The organism is Photobacterium sp. S4TG1, from assembly GCF_036040035.1.
Taxonomy (GTDB): domain Bacteria; phylum Pseudomonadota; class Gammaproteobacteria; order Enterobacterales; family Vibrionaceae; genus Photobacterium.
Map to the genome: position 1 here is coordinate 1 of NZ_JAYXUH010000020.1, position 17958 is coordinate 17958.

General features: G+C 42.2%; 15 protein-coding genes. 7 read left to right on the plus strand and 8 right to left on the minus strand.

Annotation, left to right across the window (positions count from 1 at the left end):
- Positions 1–279: 279 nt before the first annotated feature.
- From hemG to VXS03_RS17555, 3 genes are read right to left on the minus strand one after another with little or no spacing between them, the layout of a single operon-like run.
- On the minus strand, positions 280–804 hold the full coding sequence (hemG, locus tag VXS03_RS17545; RefSeq protein ID WP_327765176.1) for a menaquinone-dependent protoporphyrinogen IX dehydrogenase: 525 nt from the start codon (positions 802–804) through the stop codon (positions 280–282).
- Positions 805–814: 10 nt separating this feature from the next.
- On the minus strand, positions 815–2272 hold the full coding sequence (locus tag VXS03_RS17550) for a TrkH family potassium uptake protein (protein ID WP_327765177.1): 1458 nt from the start codon (positions 2270–2272) through the stop codon (positions 815–817).
- A gap of 47 nt (positions 2273–2319) precedes the next feature.
- Entirely contained in the window at positions 2320–2946 is a 627-nt protein-coding gene (locus tag VXS03_RS17555) for a YigZ family protein (protein ID WP_327765178.1), read from the minus strand.
- 263 nt (positions 2947–3209) lie between these two features.
- Here VXS03_RS17555 and fadB point away from each other — a divergent pair, with 263 nt between their 5' ends.
- The 3 genes from fadB to acuI all read left to right on the plus strand — a co-directional run bounded on the left by fadB (position 3210) and on the right by acuI (position 7697).
- Positions 3210–5384 (plus strand): fatty acid oxidation complex subunit alpha FadB, encoded by a 2175-nt coding sequence (fadB, locus tag VXS03_RS17560; RefSeq protein ID WP_327765179.1) that lies wholly within the window; start codon positions 3210–3212, stop codon positions 5382–5384.
- Between the two features lie 2 nt (positions 5385–5386).
- Entirely contained in the window at positions 5387–6553 is a 1167-nt protein-coding gene (gene fadA, locus VXS03_RS17565) for an acetyl-CoA C-acyltransferase FadA (RefSeq protein ID WP_327765180.1), read from the plus strand.
- Positions 6554–6716: 163 nt separating this feature from the next.
- Positions 6717–7697, plus strand: coding sequence for an acrylyl-CoA reductase (NADPH) (acuI, locus tag VXS03_RS17570; protein ID WP_327765181.1), 981 nt, complete (start codon positions 6717–6719; stop codon positions 7695–7697).
- 74 nt (positions 7698–7771) lie between these two features.
- Here acuI and VXS03_RS17575 read toward each other — a convergent pair whose 3' ends face one another.
- Both VXS03_RS17575 and VXS03_RS17580 read right to left on the minus strand, forming a co-directional pair.
- On the minus strand, positions 7772–8713 hold the full coding sequence (locus VXS03_RS17575) for a LysR family transcriptional regulator (protein ID WP_327765182.1): 942 nt from the start codon (positions 8711–8713) through the stop codon (positions 7772–7774).
- Between the two features lie 125 nt (positions 8714–8838).
- Positions 8839–9021 (minus strand): hypothetical protein, encoded by a 183-nt coding sequence (locus tag VXS03_RS17580; protein ID WP_327765183.1) that lies wholly within the window; start codon positions 9019–9021, stop codon positions 8839–8841.
- 138 nt (positions 9022–9159) lie between these two features.
- Here VXS03_RS17580 and tusA point away from each other — a divergent pair, with 138 nt between their 5' ends.
- The gene (gene tusA / locus VXS03_RS17585) at positions 9160–9411 is read left to right on the plus strand and encodes a sulfurtransferase TusA (RefSeq protein WP_327765184.1); all 252 of its coding nucleotides are present in this window, start codon (positions 9160–9162) and stop codon (positions 9409–9411) included.
- A 43-nt stretch (positions 9412–9454) separates the two neighbouring features.
- Here the strand turns inward: tusA and VXS03_RS17590 are convergent, their stop codons facing one another.
- On the minus strand, positions 9455–9700 hold the full coding sequence (locus VXS03_RS17590) for a hypothetical protein (RefSeq protein ID WP_327765185.1): 246 nt from the start codon (positions 9698–9700) through the stop codon (positions 9455–9457).
- 268 nt (positions 9701–9968) lie between these two features.
- Entirely contained in the window at positions 9969–10658 is a 690-nt protein-coding gene (locus VXS03_RS17595) for an OmpA family protein (protein WP_327765186.1), read from the minus strand.
- Between the two features lie 293 nt (positions 10659–10951).
- Between VXS03_RS17595 and glyQ the strand changes: the two genes are divergently transcribed.
- The 3 genes from glyQ to VXS03_RS17610 all read left to right on the plus strand — a co-directional run bounded on the left by glyQ (position 10952) and on the right by VXS03_RS17610 (position 15429).
- Positions 10952–11863 (plus strand): glycine--tRNA ligase subunit alpha, encoded by a 912-nt coding sequence (gene glyQ / locus VXS03_RS17600; protein WP_036789134.1) that lies wholly within the window; start codon positions 10952–10954, stop codon positions 11861–11863.
- Positions 11864–11872: 9 nt separating this feature from the next.
- Complete coding sequence (glyS, locus tag VXS03_RS17605) at positions 11873–13942, plus strand: glycine--tRNA ligase subunit beta (protein WP_327765187.1); 2070 nt, start codon at positions 11873–11875, stop codon at positions 13940–13942.
- A gap of 236 nt (positions 13943–14178) precedes the next feature.
- Positions 14179–15429, plus strand: coding sequence for a valine--pyruvate transaminase (locus tag VXS03_RS17610; RefSeq protein WP_327765188.1), 1251 nt, complete (start codon positions 14179–14181; stop codon positions 15427–15429).
- 105 nt (positions 15430–15534) lie between these two features.
- Here VXS03_RS17610 and gyrB read toward each other — a convergent pair whose 3' ends face one another.
- Positions 15535–17955, minus strand: a complete 2421-nt coding sequence (gyrB, locus tag VXS03_RS17615) for a DNA topoisomerase (ATP-hydrolyzing) subunit B (protein ID WP_327765189.1) — start codon at positions 17953–17955, stop codon at positions 15535–15537.
- Positions 17956–17958 lie beyond the last annotated feature (3 nt).

Here is a 17958-nt window from a genome sequence, read left to right on the forward strand (position 1 = left end):
CTTCTTCGAACTATCAAACATTTGACTGTTTAATCGTTTCGTTGAAGTGGACGGCCATTCTAGCGAAATAACATAAAGTGTCAACCACTTTTTTATTTCTTTTATCAGGTCTATCATCCAATCGATTACTGCGTAACATTTTCTTTTATAAAGCTGCTCGCCGCGTTTCGATAGAGCAGCAGTATAGAGACAACGACGTTCATCGCAAGTACTTTATGCTTTTTATCAATAAAAACGAACCGTTAGATCAAAAAGCAAACAAAGCGATCAATAATACGATTATAACGTCTTAAATTGGTGGCTAAAATGTGCCACCTTTTTCCAGTCGGTATATTCCACTTCTTTTGTTGTATCAGTTTCGCCCCCCGTAAGCTTCATTATTAACTTAATCATTGTACGATCAAAAAAGTTATAGCGTGGATAGCGTAATGCTCCAGCAAATACGGCCATCATTTTAGGATGCCATGGTGACTTCAATAAGAACTTCTTAACATAAGCACTTGTTGCTGGAGTATCTTTACCTTCTTTACGAGCGGTGAGGTTAACGCAAAAGAAAGCGATCTTTGCTTGTTCAAGGCTAGCTACATTTTGCTCTATAAATTGATATAGCTTTTTATTTAAATGGCCATAGCGTACGGAAGCACCAATAAGAATGCGATCATAACCATTGAAATCAATTTTTGGCTCTGAATGTATATCAATATAGTCACATTGATACTGTTCACCTAAGTCCTGCTCTATATGGTTAAGGATTTTAATCGTTTGTCCTTCACAACTAGAATGCAGTAATAATACCTTTTCCATGTTAGCTCCTTTAATTACGCCAAAATGTCGGCGTAAATAAAACTAATAATGTAAACACTTCTAAACGGCCAAATAGCATAGCAATAATGAGGATCCATTTCGCTGAATCATTTACTTGTCCAAAATGAACAGCGACTTCGCCTAAACCTGGACCTAAATTATTAAGTGTCGCGGCCACCGCAGAAAACGCGGTTAATTCGTCGATACCTGTCGCAATAAGTGCCAACATACACACCACAAACACTAATGCATAAGCCGAGAAAAAACCCCATACTGCATCAACAACCCGTTGCGGTAATGCTTTATGCCCGAGCTTAATGGTATATACCGCGCGTGGGTGCACGAGACGCTTTAATTCTCGAACCCCTTGCAATGAAAGTAGTAGCATTCGAATAACTTTCATACCGCCCCCAGTCGAGCCAGCACAACCTCCTATAAAAGAGGAAAACAGCAATAACACAGGTAGAAATAATGGCCAATCAGAGAAACCAGTGGTAGTAAAACCTGCCGTTGTGGAAATAGATACCGTTTGAAACAACGCTTGATCAAAGGCATCAAAAGAGCTGTCATAGGAATGATGCTTTAATAACACCCCAAAACAAATCATAAATAAAATACCTTGTACGACCAAAAAGGCTCGAAACTCGGGATCTCGCCAATATGTTTTAAGGTTAATATTGCCATTACCAAATGCAGCAAAGTGAAGGGAAAAATTACAGGCTGAAATTAAAAGAAAAACAACGGTGATCATATTAATAGTAGGACTATTAAAATAACCAATACTGGCATCGTGAGTAGAGAAGCCACCGATTGCTACAGTTGAAAAGCTATGCGATATCGCATCAAAGCCACTCATACCCGCAAGCCAAAACGCGAATGCACATGCAATAGTTAAGGCTAAGTAAATATACCATAAGGTTTTTGCTGTTTCGGCAATACGAGGGGTCATTTTACTGTCTTTTACCGGCCCTGGCGTTTCAGCACGATATAGCTGCATTCCACCAATACCTAACACCGGTAATATTGCGACCGCTAACACGATAATTCCCATACCGCCAAACCATTGCAGTAACTGACGATAGAATAAAATCGCTTTAGGTAAATGGTCGAGGCCAACAATAACCGTTGCGCCCGTTGTTGTCAGTGCAGAAAATGATTCAAAAAAGGAGTCAGCAACCGACAAGTCTGGATTTTTAGACAATAAAAAAGGTACCGCGCCAGCACTACCAATAACAGCCCAAAACAGCACTACAATTAAGAAGCCATCACGGGCTTTTAATTCATGCCGATGGCGACGATTAGGTAACCATAGAGCAGATCCGCCCGCGAGAAGCAAAAAGAAAGTCACCACAAAAGGGAATCCAGCCCCATCACGATAAACCAACGCGACTAGGGCAGGAACAAGCATGGTGACGCTAAATAAGGCGAGCAACAGCCCGACGATGCGTATAATTGAACGAAACTGCATGGCCTAACCGGCCCTCATACGAAAATATAGAATAAAATAAATAATGGTTAACTCTCTGAGGTTGATGTTGCGACGATCCGTCCACCACTACGATTAATTAATTTGGCACTAAATTCAGTCACGATACGGCTATCAAGAGCTAAATGCATACTGACTTGTTGACCATAATCTGCCTTCAATTGCGTACCGTTATATTCACTTAATAACGTTTCAACTAATGAAATTTGATTATAATCACAACATAGAAACAACTCACTGATGATGATCTTTTGTTGTGTAGTCAATAACGTTAATCCACGTTGCACGCCTCCACCATAGGCCTTAACTAACCCACCCGTCCCTAGATGGATACCACCAAAATAACGTACAACTACCGCGGTTAGTTCACCGACACCCGATCCAGTTAATTGCGCTAATATCGGCTTTCCTGCCGTGCCAGAAGGCTCACCATCATCACTAAACCCCCACAACATTGAATCTGTCGGTCTGCCAGCAACAAACCCCCAACAATGGTGATTAGCATTTGGATGAGCTAATTTTATTTCATTAATAAACTGCTTAGCCGCTTCAATCGACGCAGTATGAGCTAAATAAGTTATAAAATGACTCTTCTTGATTTCTTCTTCAAAAGTCACGGCTTGCAGTGGAATCAAGTAAGGCTCAAAGGTTGACATAAAACATACCTCGTCATCAAAAAACCATCGCAGGATACCATATTCCTATTATGACCCAAGCAATGCTCATTATTGCTTACAATGGCGCCATTCTACGAATTATTACCGTTAAGATAATGTACCAATCGACAATGTTAAATAAATGTTTAAATTAATTGTTGAATTTGTGGCCATTGCAGTTCAGACTAAATATTAACCACTACAGGTCAAACCAGTTAAATCACACCTGATCCGTCATAGAATGGAATATATGGAGATAGAACATGATTTACCACGGTGAAACACTCTCTGTACGCTACCTCGAAGAAGGGATCGCTGAACTCATTTTTGATGCGCCAGCTTCCATCAATAAACTTGATCTCGCCACTCTTGACAGTTTTAATCAAGCACTTGATGCACTTTACCAACAACCCAACCTCAAAGGCTTAATTCTACGTTCAACCAAAGCGGCATTTATCGTTGGCGCTGATATTACCGAGTTTCTAGGATTATTTGCTCTGCCAGCAGATCAACTTTCAAAATGGCTTCATCACGCCAATACTATTTTTAATAAATTAGAAGATTTACCGGTTCCTACTCTATCTGCCATTAATGGTTATGCCCTTGGTGGTGGTTGCGAATGCGTACTCGCCACCGATTTTAGAATTGCAGATCATCAAGCACGTATTGGATTACCTGAAACTAAACTCGGTATCATGCCCGGCTTTGGAGGAACAGTTCGCCTCCCACGATTAATTGGCGCAGACAGTGCAATGGAAATAATTACCTCAGGTAAAGATAAAGCAGCAGATGCAGCCTTAAAACTAGGCATTATTGATGCGGTAGTTGCCACAGATATATTACCAACAGCAGCATTACGTATTATTAAACAAGCTATTGCGGGTGATTTAGATTGGCAACGACGCCGATCTCAAAAAAAAATGCCATTAAAGCTAACAACTACTGAAGCATTAATGAGTTTTACCACGGCTAAAGCTATGGTCGCTAAGATCGCAGGTAAACATTACCCTGCACCAATGGCGGCAGTAACCGCAATCGAAACCGCTGCAACCTGTGAGCGCACACAAGCTCTGGTTATTGAAAACTCTCACTTTGTCACCCTTGCTAAAACTGATATTGCTCAAGCTTTAGTAGGTATTTTTATAAATGACCAATATTTAAAAAGCAAAGCTAAACAAGCTATTAAAATAGCCCACCCAACACAACAAGCAATGGTATTAGGTGCTGGCATTATGGGTGGTGGCATTGCTTATCAATCAGTAACAAACCATATCCCTGTTGTCATGAAAGATATCACCAGTGAGGCCTTAACTCTTGGCATGCAACAAGCCGCAAAATTACTCAATAAAAAACTCACTCGAGGACGGATCGACGGCTTACAAATGGCAGCAACATTAGCCACCATCACGCCAACCCTGAATTATTCCGATTCCAACCACGTTGATATTGTTATAGAAGCGGTAATTGAGAACCCCACTATAAAAGCAGCGGTGCTCGCAGACGTCGAGCAACAGGTTGCCGATACTACGGTGATCACCTCAAATACCTCAACAATCCCAATTAATTTACTCGCAGCATCATTACAACGACCTCAAAATTTTTGTGGAATGCACTTTTTTAATCCGGTCCATAAAATGCCATTGGTTGAGATCATTCGTGGCCAACACACTTCAAATGAAACTATCGCTCAAGTGGTGGCTTATGCGGCTAAAATGCGCAAAACCCCTATTGTAGTAAATGATTGTCCGGGATTTTTTGTTAATCGGGTTTTATTTCCTTATCTAACGGCATTTAGTTTGCTGCTACGTGATGGCGGTGATTATCGTCAGATTGATAATGTTATGGAGCAGGATTTCGGATGGCCAATGGGGCCGGCTTATCTGCTCGATGTGGTGGGTATTGATACCGCTCATCACGCTCAAAAAGTGATGGCAGAGGGATACCCACAACGCATGGCTAAACATGATACCGATGCCATTGATGTCTTATACGAACAACAACGCTTTGGCCAAAAAACAGGAGCGGGATTTTTTAACTACCATCTTGATAAGAAAGGTAAGCCTAAAAAAACAGTGGATCCTCAAACTGCTGATTTACTTGCGCCCATCACAGCAACATCGACCTCATTTGCAAACACCACCATTATCGATCGTATGATGATTCCAATGATTAATGAAGTCGTACGCTGCTTAGAAGAAAACATTATTGCGACGCCTGCAGAAGCGGATATGGCATTGGTTTACGGCTTAGGTTTTCCGCCCTTTAGAGGTGGAGTATTCCGTTATTTAGATAATCTAGGCTTAGCGAATTACGTCGCCTTAGCCGATAGCTATCAATCACTTGGTCCTTTATATCAAGTACCTGATGGTCTGCGTGCTAAAGCTGCGGCTGATGAGTGTTATTACCCCACTGTTGCGGCAGCATCATTAAGGAGTTAATTATGAATAACGTGGTGATTGTTGACTGTATTCGCACCCCAATGGGACGCTCAAAAGGTGGTGCATTCCGCCATGTACGCGCTGAAGATTTATCTGCGCATTTAATGACAGGATTGTTAACCCGTAACCCTCAATTAGATGCGCATAATATAGAAGATATTTATTGGGGTTGTGTGCAGCAAACCTTAGAACAAGGATTTAATATTGGTCGCAATGCAGCACTACTTGCAGGGATCCCAACCACTGTCGGTGCAATAACCGTTAACCGTTTATGTGGTTCATCCATGCAAGCACTGCATGACGCCACTCGCGCTATTATGGTGGGCGATGCACAAAGCTGTTTAATTGGTGGAGTTGAACATATGGGTCACGTACCGATGACTCATGGGGTTGATTTCCATCCAGGTCTATCGAAAACCGTCGCTAAAGCCGCAGGGATGATGGGCTTAACCGCAGAAATGTTAGCCCGAAAATATGATATTAGCCGGGAGCTACAAGATCAATTTGGCGCGCGCTCGCACCAGCGCGCCCATGCCGCGACGGTTGAAGGTCGATTTTCCCATGAAATTTTCGCAACAGAAGGCCATGATAGCAATGGCATTTTAACTAAATATGCTACCGATGAAGTCATTCGCCCCGAAACAACCGTAGCAGCATTAAGCCAATTACGCCCTATTTTCGATCCCGCCCATGGCACAGTAACAGCCGGTACATCATCAGCACTATCGGATGGCGCTGCAGCAATGTTACTCATGGATGAACACCAAGCGCGCGCATTAGGTTTACCTATTAGAGCCCGAATCAAAGCCATGGCAATTGCTGGGTGTGAACCATCACTCATGGGCTTTGGGCCAGTCCCCGCCACTCAAAAAGTATTACAACGCGCAGGCTTAAGTTTAGATGATATTGATATCATTGAGCTCAATGAAGCCTTTGCGGCACAAACATTACCGTGCATTAAAGCGCTCGGGTTAATGGATCACCTTGATGAAAAAATTAACCTTAACGGTGGTGCTATTGCCCTTGGTCACCCACTAGGGTGTTCAGGTGCCCGTATCTCAACCACTCTCATCAATATTATGGAACAAAAGCAAGCTCGCTTTGGTTTAGCCACCATGTGTATAGGTTTAGGACAAGGCATTGCTACTATCTTTGAACGAGTAGAATAGCATTACTTAATATCGTAAGTGTTACTCTTCGCCATATAATGGAACAAACGACATGCAACTTACACATAGATACAATGAGTAAGTTTCATTTTCTTCATCAAGATAAGCCGTCTACACTCAATCTTATATTGATTGCTAATCATGATTTTTCCGGAGTATTGCAATGTTTAAAGCACTAGTATTAGAACAAGAAGATAAAAAAACACTAGCAACTATTCGCCAAGTAGCAACATCTGAATTACCTGAAGGCGATGTATTAATTAATGTGGATTACTCTTCATTAAACTACAAAGATGGCTTAGCAATTACCGGTAAAGGTCGTATCGTACGTCAGTTCCCTATGGTACCAGGTGTCGATTTAGCCGGCACAGTAGCAGAATCAAGTGATAACCGTTATCACGTCGGTGACAAAGTGGTTCTTACCGGTTGGGGTGTAGGTGAAGGTCATTGGGGTGGCATGGCTGAAAAAGCCCGCCTAAATGCAGATTGGTTAGTGCCATTACCAGCCAACCTTGATGGCAAACAAGCAATGATGGTAGGTACAGCAGGCTTAACCGCGATGCTGTGTGTACAAGCAATTGTTGATGCAAATGTAAAACCTGAAGATGGTGAGATTTTAGTTACAGGTGCAAGTGGTGGCGTTGGCTCAGTGGCAATCACTCTACTGGCACAACTTGGCTATAAGGTTGCCGCGGTAACAGGTCGAGCTGAAACTAATGGTCCATTACTGAAACAACTTGGCGCAACGACAATTATTGATCGTAGTGTATTTGAAGAGCCCGCTCGCCCATTAGATAAGCAATTATGGGCTGGCGCAATTGATACTGTTGGTAGCAAAGTACTGGCTAAAGTATTAAGCCAAATTAACTACAACGGTGCAGTCGCTATTTGTGGCCTTGCTGGCGGCTTTGATTTACCAACAACGGTAATGCCTTTTATTTTACGTAATGTACGTTTACAAGGTATCGATTCAGTAATGTGCCCGTTTGAAAAACGTCAACAAGCATGGCAACGTCTAACTGAATTACTACCAGCAAGCTACTTTGAGCAAGCCTGCCGTGAAGTCGCACTTGAACAAGTCGCTGAATGCGCAGAAGCAATCACCAACGGTCAAATCACCGGCCGCGTAGTCATTAAACTGTAATACTGCAATAGTGATAGTCGTTAATTAATGAGGTCAGCCATGTGCTGGCCTATTTTATTAACGCGAATATCGCACTACAACAACCCGATATCATGAATTCGTGAGTTTATTAGCCGCCCACACTCTTCCTTAATGATAGTACGCAGCCATATTTGTGATGCCGAATGTTCACAACGCGCATGCCATAATAATGAATAATCAAATGGCTTAAATTCAAACGGCAGTGGCTTTACAATTAATTGATAGCGTTCTGCAACTAAATAAGCCAAATCTGCAGGCACTGTAATGATCAATGGCATTTGATCAATGATCGCTAAAGCGGCTTCTAAATGATAAGCCCGTAATACCATTTTCGGTTGTGAATACCCGCGTAATTGTTCATCAATTAACGCTTTAACGCCATCGCTTACCGCTATCATTGCATGGGGATAGGTTAAGTAATCTTGCAAGGTAAGTGGCTTATTTGCTAATGGATGATTCTGGCTCACAAGACAAAACACACTCACTAAACCTAATAATTGCTGACATAGCGGCTCCATATCAGCACTAGGACGACAAATTGCCATATCACAGCCCCCCGTGGTCAACTGCGACAACAAGTTATCATGCAGTAACGGACTAAACTCTAATGAAATATGTGGTGCTTCTTGATAAATACGCGGTAATGCAAAGGGTAATATAGTTTGCATTGCATAATCAGTAGTCGCTATTTTAAAGGTTTGATCACAACTAGCTGGTTCAAAATCATTCGGCGTCAGTAATAGCCGCAATGACTCCAATGGCTCATTTAATTGCTCATTTAATTCTAGTGCCCGTTGTGTCGGTAGTAATGACTGCCCTTGGCGCGTAAACAACGGATCGCCCACTAAGTCTCGTAATCGACCAAGCACTCGACTCATTGCCGATTGACTCAGGTTAAGTCTGATCGCGGCACGACTGACACTGCCTTCATCCAGTAATACTTTTAACGCAACCAGTAAATTTAAGTCACGACGATAAACTTCTTCGAGCTCCATTGTTTTACTTCTCTAACGCTACAAATTAATCAGATATGACAACAGTATGGCGGGATAGATAAAAAAAATCCCGCCTTTTTAAGACGGGAATATTGACTATCAGGCATCATCCAGCAATGTTGTCGCTATTTTTTTTGTTGTTCTAATTTATTTTTACTGGTGAGCTCGACCCATAATCCAAGGATCGTTGCTAATAAACCACCAACGGCAAATAAGCCTGTTGCATAGTGATTAATTAACATAATGGTGCTAAATGAAATAATACATAACACCGCATAAATCATGACACGATCGATTGAAGTTAACATAATATCCCCCTAGTCCATTAGAAGAAAAGTTAATACAATGTAAATAAGGTTACACAGTTTATCTTGATTTACCAAGCCTTATTGATTAATTCTTATCCCGCAGTATGATCACAATGTCTACAACAATACGTGTGAATTATGACTGCCAACTTTGAAAATCCAACCTATAACCTTGATACCCTAGGCTTACGTTGTCCTGAACCCGTAATGATGGTACGCAAAACAGTCAGAAAAATGGCAACTGATGAAACCTTGTTAGTTGTTGCTGATGACCCATCGACTACACGTGACATTCCAAGCTTTTGTCGCTTCATGGATCACACGCTAATCGCCGCAGAAACAGAAACGCTACCTTATCGCTTTCTGATCAAAAAAGGCGCTAGCAATTAAATCAAAAAAAAGGCACCGTTCATAAACGCTGCCTTTTTAGTTATTACTGATTATGTTGCTGCTGACGTAAATTATCGAGTTCATGTTGTACCTGACGTAATTCTTTTTTCAACGGTAATACATAGCGTAATCTAACCCATGCATCGACGGATAAATAAGTTGTAACAACCGTCCCTACCACCATAGGAAACCACATATCAGTTAACATCATTCCTGCTACATTCAACACTAATGCAATATGAAACAACCAACATTGACTTTGCGGTGAGATCGCTGAGAAACGTGCCATAGAACCCCCCTACATCAACCAACGGAATTAAAGTTAACGATTAATGAATCTCAACTTTAGCATGGTAAATCACGATTATCTTTTGCAGCTATCACAGTTATATACTTAAATTAATTAATAGTAAATGGGGTTCGATCAACTTAATTCCAGCATGCTAAGTTTCACATGAAACCAACCACACTCAATATACAATAAAAAAAACCATGAGCCTAAGCCCATGGTTTCAATGTGGTGTTAGTTACACACCACCATGATCAATCAATGCCAATTAAGCCAGTGGAGATAGAATAATCTCAACACGACGGTTTTGAGCACGACCTTGTGATGTACCGTTTGTCGCAATAGGGCTATTCTCGCCACGACCTTGAGAAACAACACGATCAACATTTACGCCTTGACGGATAAGGTAGTTACCTACTTCGCCAGCACGTACTTGTGATAAACGTTGATTATAGGCAGCAGCACCAGAACTATCCGTAAAGCCTAAAACGTTTAGCTGGGTCTTAGGGTATTCTTTAGCAACTAACGCTACATTGTGTAACGCTTCCATCGCACGGCTATTTAATGCAGATTGATCAACACCAAACGTGATTTCATTTGGCATATTTAAAATGATGTTATTGCCATTACGGGTAACACTGATGCCTGAAGATGCTAATTGTTGACGCAGTTTAGCTTCTTGTACATCCATGTAATAACCAATACCGCCACCCAAAGCTGCGCCAGATGCTGCACCAATCAATGCACCTTTACCACGATCATGTTTGCTTGAAGACGCGATACCGATTGCAGCACCCGCTAATGCACCAATGATAGAACCGCCAGTACCTTTTGCAGTTTGGCTCTCACCCGTATAAGGGTTAACTGTTGAACAACCCGCAAGCGTAACAGCAGCAGCAACAGAAATTACCGCAGCACGCACCCAAGTTTTTGATGCCATCACTTGATTTTTTGCCATTTAATTTAAAGACCCATGTTCTTGATACGCACATCGCATACCGAATAAAACTACGTTAATAATCAGACCAACGAGCTATTTGTTAGCGCTATTGTAATCAACCGATACATTTACGCCATCAAAATAATGTCAAATATTCATGAAAACCCAGTGTCCACAAGGGACAATCTGAGGAATTATCTCAAAACAAGCCATAGATGGATAAAAAACACTCACGGCCCCTACTCGCCTCTGGGTTGGCAATGTATACTTGATAATTAATTATTTCATCCACTAATCTCGCGAAGCTGACAATGCAGAAATACGATATTAAAACCTTTCAGGGCATGATCCTCGCGCTGCAGGATTACTGGGGCCAACAAGGCTGTACAATTGTGCAACCTCTTGACATGGAAGTGGGTGCAGGTACCTCTCACCCGATGACATGTCTACGAGCTCTAGGTCCAGAACCAATTGCAGCAGCGTATGTACAACCATCTCGCCGTCCAACCGACGGTCGTTACGGTGAAAACCCTAACCGTCTTCAGCACTACTATCAGTTCCAGGTAATGCTTAAGCCGTCTCCAGATAACATTCAGGAACTGTACTTAGGCTCACTAGAAGTCCTAGGTGTTGACACTAAAGTACATGACATCCGTTTTGTAGAAGACAACTGGGAAAACCCAACCTTGGGTGCTTGGGGTCTTGGCTGGGAAGTTTGGCTTAATGGCATGGAAGTAACACAGTTTACTTACTTCCAGCAAGTTGGCGGCCTTGAGTGTAAGCCTGTTACGGGCGAAATCACTTACGGTATTGAACGTCTAGCGATGTACATTCAAAACGTTGATTCAGTCTATGACTTAGTTTGGACAGATGGCCCATTAGGTAAAGTAACCTACGGTGATATCTTCCATCAAAACGAAGTTGAGCAATCAACTTACAACTTTGAACACGCTGATGTTGATTTCCTATTTACTTTCTTTGACCAGTGCGAGAAAGAATCACTGAAGCTGTTAGCACTTGAGCAGCCACTGCCATTGCCAGCTTACGAGCGTATTTTGAAAGCAGCACATGCTTTCAACCTTCTTGATGCTCGTAAAGCAATTTCAGTAACTGAGCGTCAACGTTACATTCTACGTATTCGTAATGTAACTAAACAAGTCGCTGAAGCTTACTATGCATCACGTGAAGCACTTGGCTTCCCAATGTGTAAAAAAGATAAGTAAGGGATAGCCATGACAGATAAGAACTTCTTAATTGAGCTAGGTACTGAAGAGTTGCCACCCAAGGCACTTCGCACTCTAGCTGAAGCGTTTGCAGCCAACTTTGAAGCGGAGCTAAAAGCCGCTAACTTACCTCACCAAGGTATTAAGTGGTATGCAGCACCGCGTCGCCTAGCTCTTAAAGTAACAGCGCTTGCTGAAAATCAACCTGACAGAATTGTAGAAAAGCGCGGCCCAGCGATTGCGGCAGCATTTGATGCAGAAGGTAATGCGACTAAAGCGGCTCAAGGTTGGGCGCGTGGTAACGGCATTACGGTTGATCAAGCTGAACGCATGATTACCGATAAAGGCGAATGGCTACTGTTCAAGCAAGAAGTAAAAGGCCAACCAGCCCAAACATTATTGCCTGAGCTTGTTGCAGCAGCACTGGCTAAACTACCTATCCCTCGCCCAATGCGTTGGGGTGATAAAGACACCCAATTTATTCGTCCAGTAAAAACACTGACGATGCTATTAGGTGAAGAGCTCATTGAAGGCACTATCTTAGGTGTTGCTTCTGCGCGTACTATTCGTGGTCACCGCTTTATGGGTGAAGCTGAATTTACTATCGATAATGCTGACCAATACCCTGCGATTCTAGAAGAACGTGGCAAGGTAATGGCAGACTACGATGCACGTAAAGCAATCATTCTAGCTGATGCGAAACTAGCCGCTGAAGCGGTTGGTGGTATTGCAGATCTTGATGATGAGCTAGTTGAAGAAGTAACGTCACTGGTTGAATGGCCAGTTGTACTAACCGCTTCATTTGAAGAAGAATTCCTAAAGGTACCTTCTGAAGCGTTAGTTTACACCATGAAAGGTGACCAGAAGTACTTCCCTGTTTATGATGCGGAAGGCAAACTAGTCCCTAAGTTCATCTTCGTCTCTAACATCATCTCAAATGATCCAAGCCAAGTTATCTCAGGTAACGAGAAAGTGGTTCGTCCACGTTTAGCGGATGCTGAGTTCTTCTTTAATACTGACCTTAAGAGCAAGTTAGTTGATCGCTTACCTCAACTTGAGACCGCAATCTTCCAACAGCAACTTGGTACTATTAAAGATAAAACCGATCGTATCACTGAGCTTGCGGGCTACATTGCAGAGAAAATCGGCGCTGATGTCACTAACGCTAAGCGTGCTGGCCTACTGGCTAAGTGTGACTTAATGACCTCTATGGTATTTGAGTTCACTGAAACCCAGGGTGTTATGGGTATGCACTATGCACGTCATGATGGCGAAGCCGAAGATGTTGCACTAGCACTAAACGAGCAATACATGCCACGTTTTGCTGGCGACCAACTACCAAGCACTGGTGTTTCTTCTGCTGTAGCGATGGCCGACAAACTAGATACTATCGTAGGTATCTTTGGTATTGGCCAAGCACCAAAAGGCAGCGACCCATTTGCATTACGTCGTGCTTCTTTAGGTGTGTTACGTATCATCGTTGAAAACGGTTACGACTTAGACCTTGTTGATTTAGTCGCTAAAGCCCACTCGTTATTTGGTGACAAACTAACGAATGCTAATGTTGATTCAGATGTAATTGAATTCATGCTCGGTCGTTTCCGCGCATGGTACCAAGATGCAGGCTTTAGCATTGATGTTATTCAAGCTGTACTTGCAATGCACCCTACTCAACCGTCTGATTTTGATAAGCGTGTTAAAGCAGTAAGTCATTTCCGTGACTTAGATGCAGCAGAATCACTTGCCGCAGCCAACAAGCGTGTAGGTAATATTCTCGCGAAATTTGATGGCGAGCTACCAGCAACCATTAATGATAGCTTGTTAGTAGAAACGGCAGAGAAAGAACTCGCACAAAAAGTAGAGACGGTTGTTGCAACACTTGCACCAGTCTTTGCTGCGGGTGATTACCAACAAGCACTAACAGAGCTTGCATCACTTCGTGAACCTGTTGATGCGTTCTTTGATAATGTAATGGTAATGGCTGATGACGAACAACTTAAAGTTAACCGTCTAGCACTGCTTAATCTATTACGTAACCAGTTCTTACAAGTAGCTGATATTTCATTACTACAAAAGTAAGTTTAATCATCACTGGTTCATAATATAAACCACGCTTTGGCGTGGTTTTTTTATATCTGCATTTGATAATTTTACATTGTTCCACGTGAAACACATCGACACAGCCGACCACTACCCTTAGAGCAAACAAAGGGTTTCGCTTCTGATTGCAATCAGGTATTTTGATCTATCGCCCATCACAAATAACGGGCATCGCAAGCACGTAACCCTGCACTGATATAGAGGTCGATAGCACCATGGAATTTTCTGGCTTTGGCGATAAGTTCGCTGGCGATTCAGGCATTACTCAATTAATGCACGATTTAAATGATGGCTTAACCAACCCTGATGCGATTATGCTCGGTGGTGGTAATCCAGCTCAGATTCCAACAATGGTTGATTATTTTAATCAGCTATTAATAGAAATGGCCACCAGTGGCGAATTAACCACATCGATCACCAACTACGATGGTCCTCAAGGAAAAGACCGTTTTATTAACGCCCTCGCGACGTTGCTTAAACACCATTATGGTTGGGACATCAGCAGTAAAAACATCACTCTCACCAACGGTAGTCAAAGTGCCTTCTTTAATTTATTTAACTTATTAGCAGGCAAATGCCGTAATGGTGCCAGTAAGAAAATTCTATTACCGCTATCTCCTGAATATATTGGCTATGCTGATGCGGGTTTGGAACAAAATATGTTTGTCTCTTACCAACCTACGATTAGCTTATTGGATAATGGCTTATTTAAATACCATGTTGATTTTAGTAAGTTGGTTATTGATGACAGCATTGGTGCCATTTGTGCTTCTCGCCCAACGAACCCGACAGGTAACGTGCTGACTGATGATGAAGTCAAGCAACTCGATGCGCTCGCTCAAGCACACAATATTCCACTGATTATCGACAATGCGTACGGCATGCCCTTCCCTGATATTATCTTTGCTGATGTCACTCCATTTTGGAACCACAATACTATTTTATGTATGAGCTTATCTAAACTGGGTTTACCCGGTATTCGCTGCGGAATAGTGATAGCCAATGAAGAGATTATTACAGCGCTCACCAATATCAACGGTATTATCAATTTAGCACCCGGCAGTTTAGGCCCGGCAATTGCTGATAAGCTAATCGCCCGTAATGATTTATTACGTTTAAGCCATGAAGTTATTCGCCCTTTTTATCAGCGCAAAGCACAATACGCCGTTAATCGATTACAGCATTATATTACTGATCCTCGATTTCGCATTCACAAGCCAGAAGGTGCGATATTTTTATGGTTATGGTGTGATGAATTACCGATCACCACGAAAGAGTTGTATCAACGCTTAAAAGCGCGCGGAGTATTAATTGTTCCGGGTGAATATTTCTTTATTGGTTTACAACAGCCATGGCAACACAGTCAGCAATGTATACGCATGAACTACGTTCAAAGTGACGAACAAATGGAGCGCGGAATTAAAATTATTGCAGAAGAAATTACACGAGCTTATACCATGGGTTAACCAACCCTATTCTGCCCTCCCCTTTAGTAACAACAATAAAATTACCCTATAAAAAAACGCCGCTAATCATAGCGGCGTTTTTATAACTATTAACCTAATGACAAACTACACGTCAAGGTTAGCTACTTTTAATGCGTTCTCTTCAATGAAGTTACGACGCGGTTCAACTTGATCACCCATCAAACAAGTAAACAACTCATCTGCCGCAACAGCATCATTGATGGTAACTTGCAGCATACGACGTACTTCCGGATCCATGGTTGTTTCCCACAACTGGTTCGGGTTCATTTCACCCAGACCTTTATAGCGTTGTAAAGATAAGCCACGACGTGATTCTTTGTTTAACCACTCAAGTACTTCTTTAAAGCTTGAAACAGGTTGTTTACGCTCACCACGTTGAACAAAAGCAGTCTCATCCAATAAGCCGTCTAGTGCTTCAGAAAGATCCGCTAATTTAGCGTATTCTTTTGAATTTAGTAGATCGAAGCTTAATGGGTACTCATGATCAACACCGTGAGTACGTACCACAACCTTAGGTACGAAGACGTTGTTCTCTTCATCACGTAAGATTTCAAACGTAAACTGACTTTCACCTGATTGCTTGGTATTTAGTGCTGCAACAAGGTGAGTTAACCATGCTTCAACTTGCGCGCTATCAGCTAGCATGTCAGTGCTTAAACGTGGTTGATAAACTAACTCATTAAGCATTAATACTGGGTAACGACGACTCATGCGTTCAATCAGTTTCATCGCACCATTGTATTGCGTCACTAGCGTTTCAAGTGCCATACCAGTCATCGCTGGCGCACCATCATTAGCAAATAAAGAAGCATTATCCAGTGCCAATGATGTTTGGTATTGGTTCATCTCTTCATCATCTTTGATGTATTGCTCTTGTTTACCTTTCTTCACTTTGTAAAGTGGTGGCTGAGCAATATAGATGTGGCCACGCTCAATAAGCTCTGGCATTTGACGGTAGAAGAAGGTCAATAGTAACGTACGAATGTGCGAACCATCGACATCGGCATCGGTCATGATGATGATATTGTGGTAACGCAGCTTATCTGGATTGTACTCGTCACGACCAATACCACAGCCCATTGCAGTGATCAAAGTTGCCACTTCTTGTGAAGATAGCATCTTGTCAAAGCGTGCTTTTTCAACGTTAAGGATTTTACCTTTTAGCGGTAGAATCGCTTGGTTTTTACGGTTACGTCCCTGCTTGGCTGAACCGCCAGCAGAGTCCCCTTCCACGATGTAAAGTTCAGAAAGCGCAGGATCTTTTTCCTGACAATCTGCAAGTTTACCTGGAAGACCCGCTAAATCTAATGCACCTTTACGACGTGTCATTTCACGTGCTTTACGTGCCGCTTCACGTGCACGAGAGGCATCAATAATTTTAGTACAAATGATTTTAGCGTCAGCTGGGCTTTCTAATAAGAACTCAGCAAACTTCTCATTCATTGCTGATTCAACCGCAGTTTTCACTTCGCTTGAAACCAGTTTATCTTTAGTTTGGCTTGAGAATTTAGGATCAGGTACTTTTACTGAAACAACAGCGACTAAACCTTCACGCGCATCATCACCTGATGTTGCTGCTTTGGCTTTCTTTGAGTAGCCTTCTTTATCCATAAATGAATTAAGAGTACGGGTCAAAGCACCACGGAAACCCGCTAAGTGAGTACCGCCATCACGCTGAGGAATGTTGTTCGTAAAGCAGTAAACACCTTCTTGGAAACCATCGTTCCACTGCATAGCAACTTCAACGGTAATGCCATCTTCACGCTCACTATCAAAATGAAAAACTTTCTGATGGATTGGTGTTTTATTACGGTTTAAGTGCTCTACAAACGCGCGAATACCACCTTCATACATAAAGTGATCTTGCTTACCGTCTTCGCGCTCATCAATTAACTTAATAGACACGCCAGAGTTCAAGAATGATAATTCACGTAGGCGTTTAGCTAAAATTTCATAATGAAATTCAATATTGTTGGTAAAGGTTTCTTCGCTTGGCCAGAAACGTAAACGGGTACCTGTTTTATCAGTATCACCCACTTCAGCCAATGGTGCATCAGGTACACCATGATGATAAGTTTGCTGGTGAATATGACCTTTACGATTAATGGTTAACTCAACTTTTTCAGACAAGGCGTTTACAACCGAAACACCTACGCCGTGAAGGCCACCAGACACTTTGTAAGAATTATCATCGAACTTACCACCAGCATGGAGTACCGTCATGATAACTTCGGCTGCAGACACACCTTCTTCTTCGTGAAGTTCAGTCGGAATACCACGACCATCATCGCTTACTGAAACCGAACCATCTTCGTGGATCGTTACAATGATATCTTCACAGTGACCTGCAAGAGCCTCATCGATAGAGTTATCGACAACCTCAAAAACCATGTGGTGCAAGCCAGTACCATCATCAGTATCACCGATGTACATTCCTGGGCGCTTACGTACCGCATCGAGGCCTTTAAGCACCTTAATGCTTGATGAATCGTAATTGTTGGACATTGA

Excerpts from the sequence above, each read along its gene's own strand:
- hemG (WP_327765176.1), bottom strand. The coding sequence starts at position 804 with ATGGAAAAGGTATTATTACTGCATTCTAGTTGTGAAGGACAAACGATT.
- VXS03_RS17550 (WP_327765177.1), bottom strand. The coding sequence starts at position 2,272 with ATGCAGTTTCGTTCAATTATACGCATCGTCGGGCTGTTGCTCGCCTTA.
- VXS03_RS17555 (WP_327765178.1), bottom strand. The coding sequence starts at position 2,946 with ATGTCAACCTTTGAGCCTTACTTGATTCCACTGCAAGCCGTGACTTTT.
- fadB (WP_327765179.1), top strand. The coding sequence starts at position 3,210 with ATGATTTACCACGGTGAAACACTCTCTGTACGCTACCTCGAAGAAGGG.
- fadA (WP_327765180.1), top strand. The coding sequence starts at position 5,387 with ATGAATAACGTGGTGATTGTTGACTGTATTCGCACCCCAATGGGACGC.
- acuI (WP_327765181.1), top strand. The coding sequence starts at position 6,717 with ATGTTTAAAGCACTAGTATTAGAACAAGAAGATAAAAAAACACTAGCA.
- VXS03_RS17575 (WP_327765182.1), bottom strand. The coding sequence starts at position 8,713 with ATGGAGCTCGAAGAAGTTTATCGTCGTGACTTAAATTTACTGGTTGCG.
- VXS03_RS17580 (WP_327765183.1), bottom strand. The coding sequence starts at position 9,021 with ATGTTAACTTCAATCGATCGTGTCATGATTTATGCGGTGTTATGTATT.
- tusA (WP_327765184.1), top strand. The coding sequence starts at position 9,160 with ATGACTGCCAACTTTGAAAATCCAACCTATAACCTTGATACCCTAGGC.
- VXS03_RS17590 (WP_327765185.1), bottom strand. The coding sequence starts at position 9,700 with ATGGCACGTTTCTCAGCGATCTCACCGCAAAGTCAATGTTGGTTGTTT.
- VXS03_RS17595 (WP_327765186.1), bottom strand. The coding sequence starts at position 10,658 with ATGGCAAAAAATCAAGTGATGGCATCAAAAACTTGGGTGCGTGCTGCG.
- glyQ (WP_036789134.1), top strand. The coding sequence starts at position 10,952 with ATGCAGAAATACGATATTAAAACCTTTCAGGGCATGATCCTCGCGCTG.
- glyS (WP_327765187.1), top strand. The coding sequence starts at position 11,873 with ATGACAGATAAGAACTTCTTAATTGAGCTAGGTACTGAAGAGTTGCCA.
- VXS03_RS17610 (WP_327765188.1), top strand. The coding sequence starts at position 14,179 with ATGGAATTTTCTGGCTTTGGCGATAAGTTCGCTGGCGATTCAGGCATT.
- gyrB (WP_327765189.1), bottom strand. The coding sequence starts at position 17,955 with ATGTCCAACAATTACGATTCATCAAGCATTAAGGTGCTTAAAGGCCTC.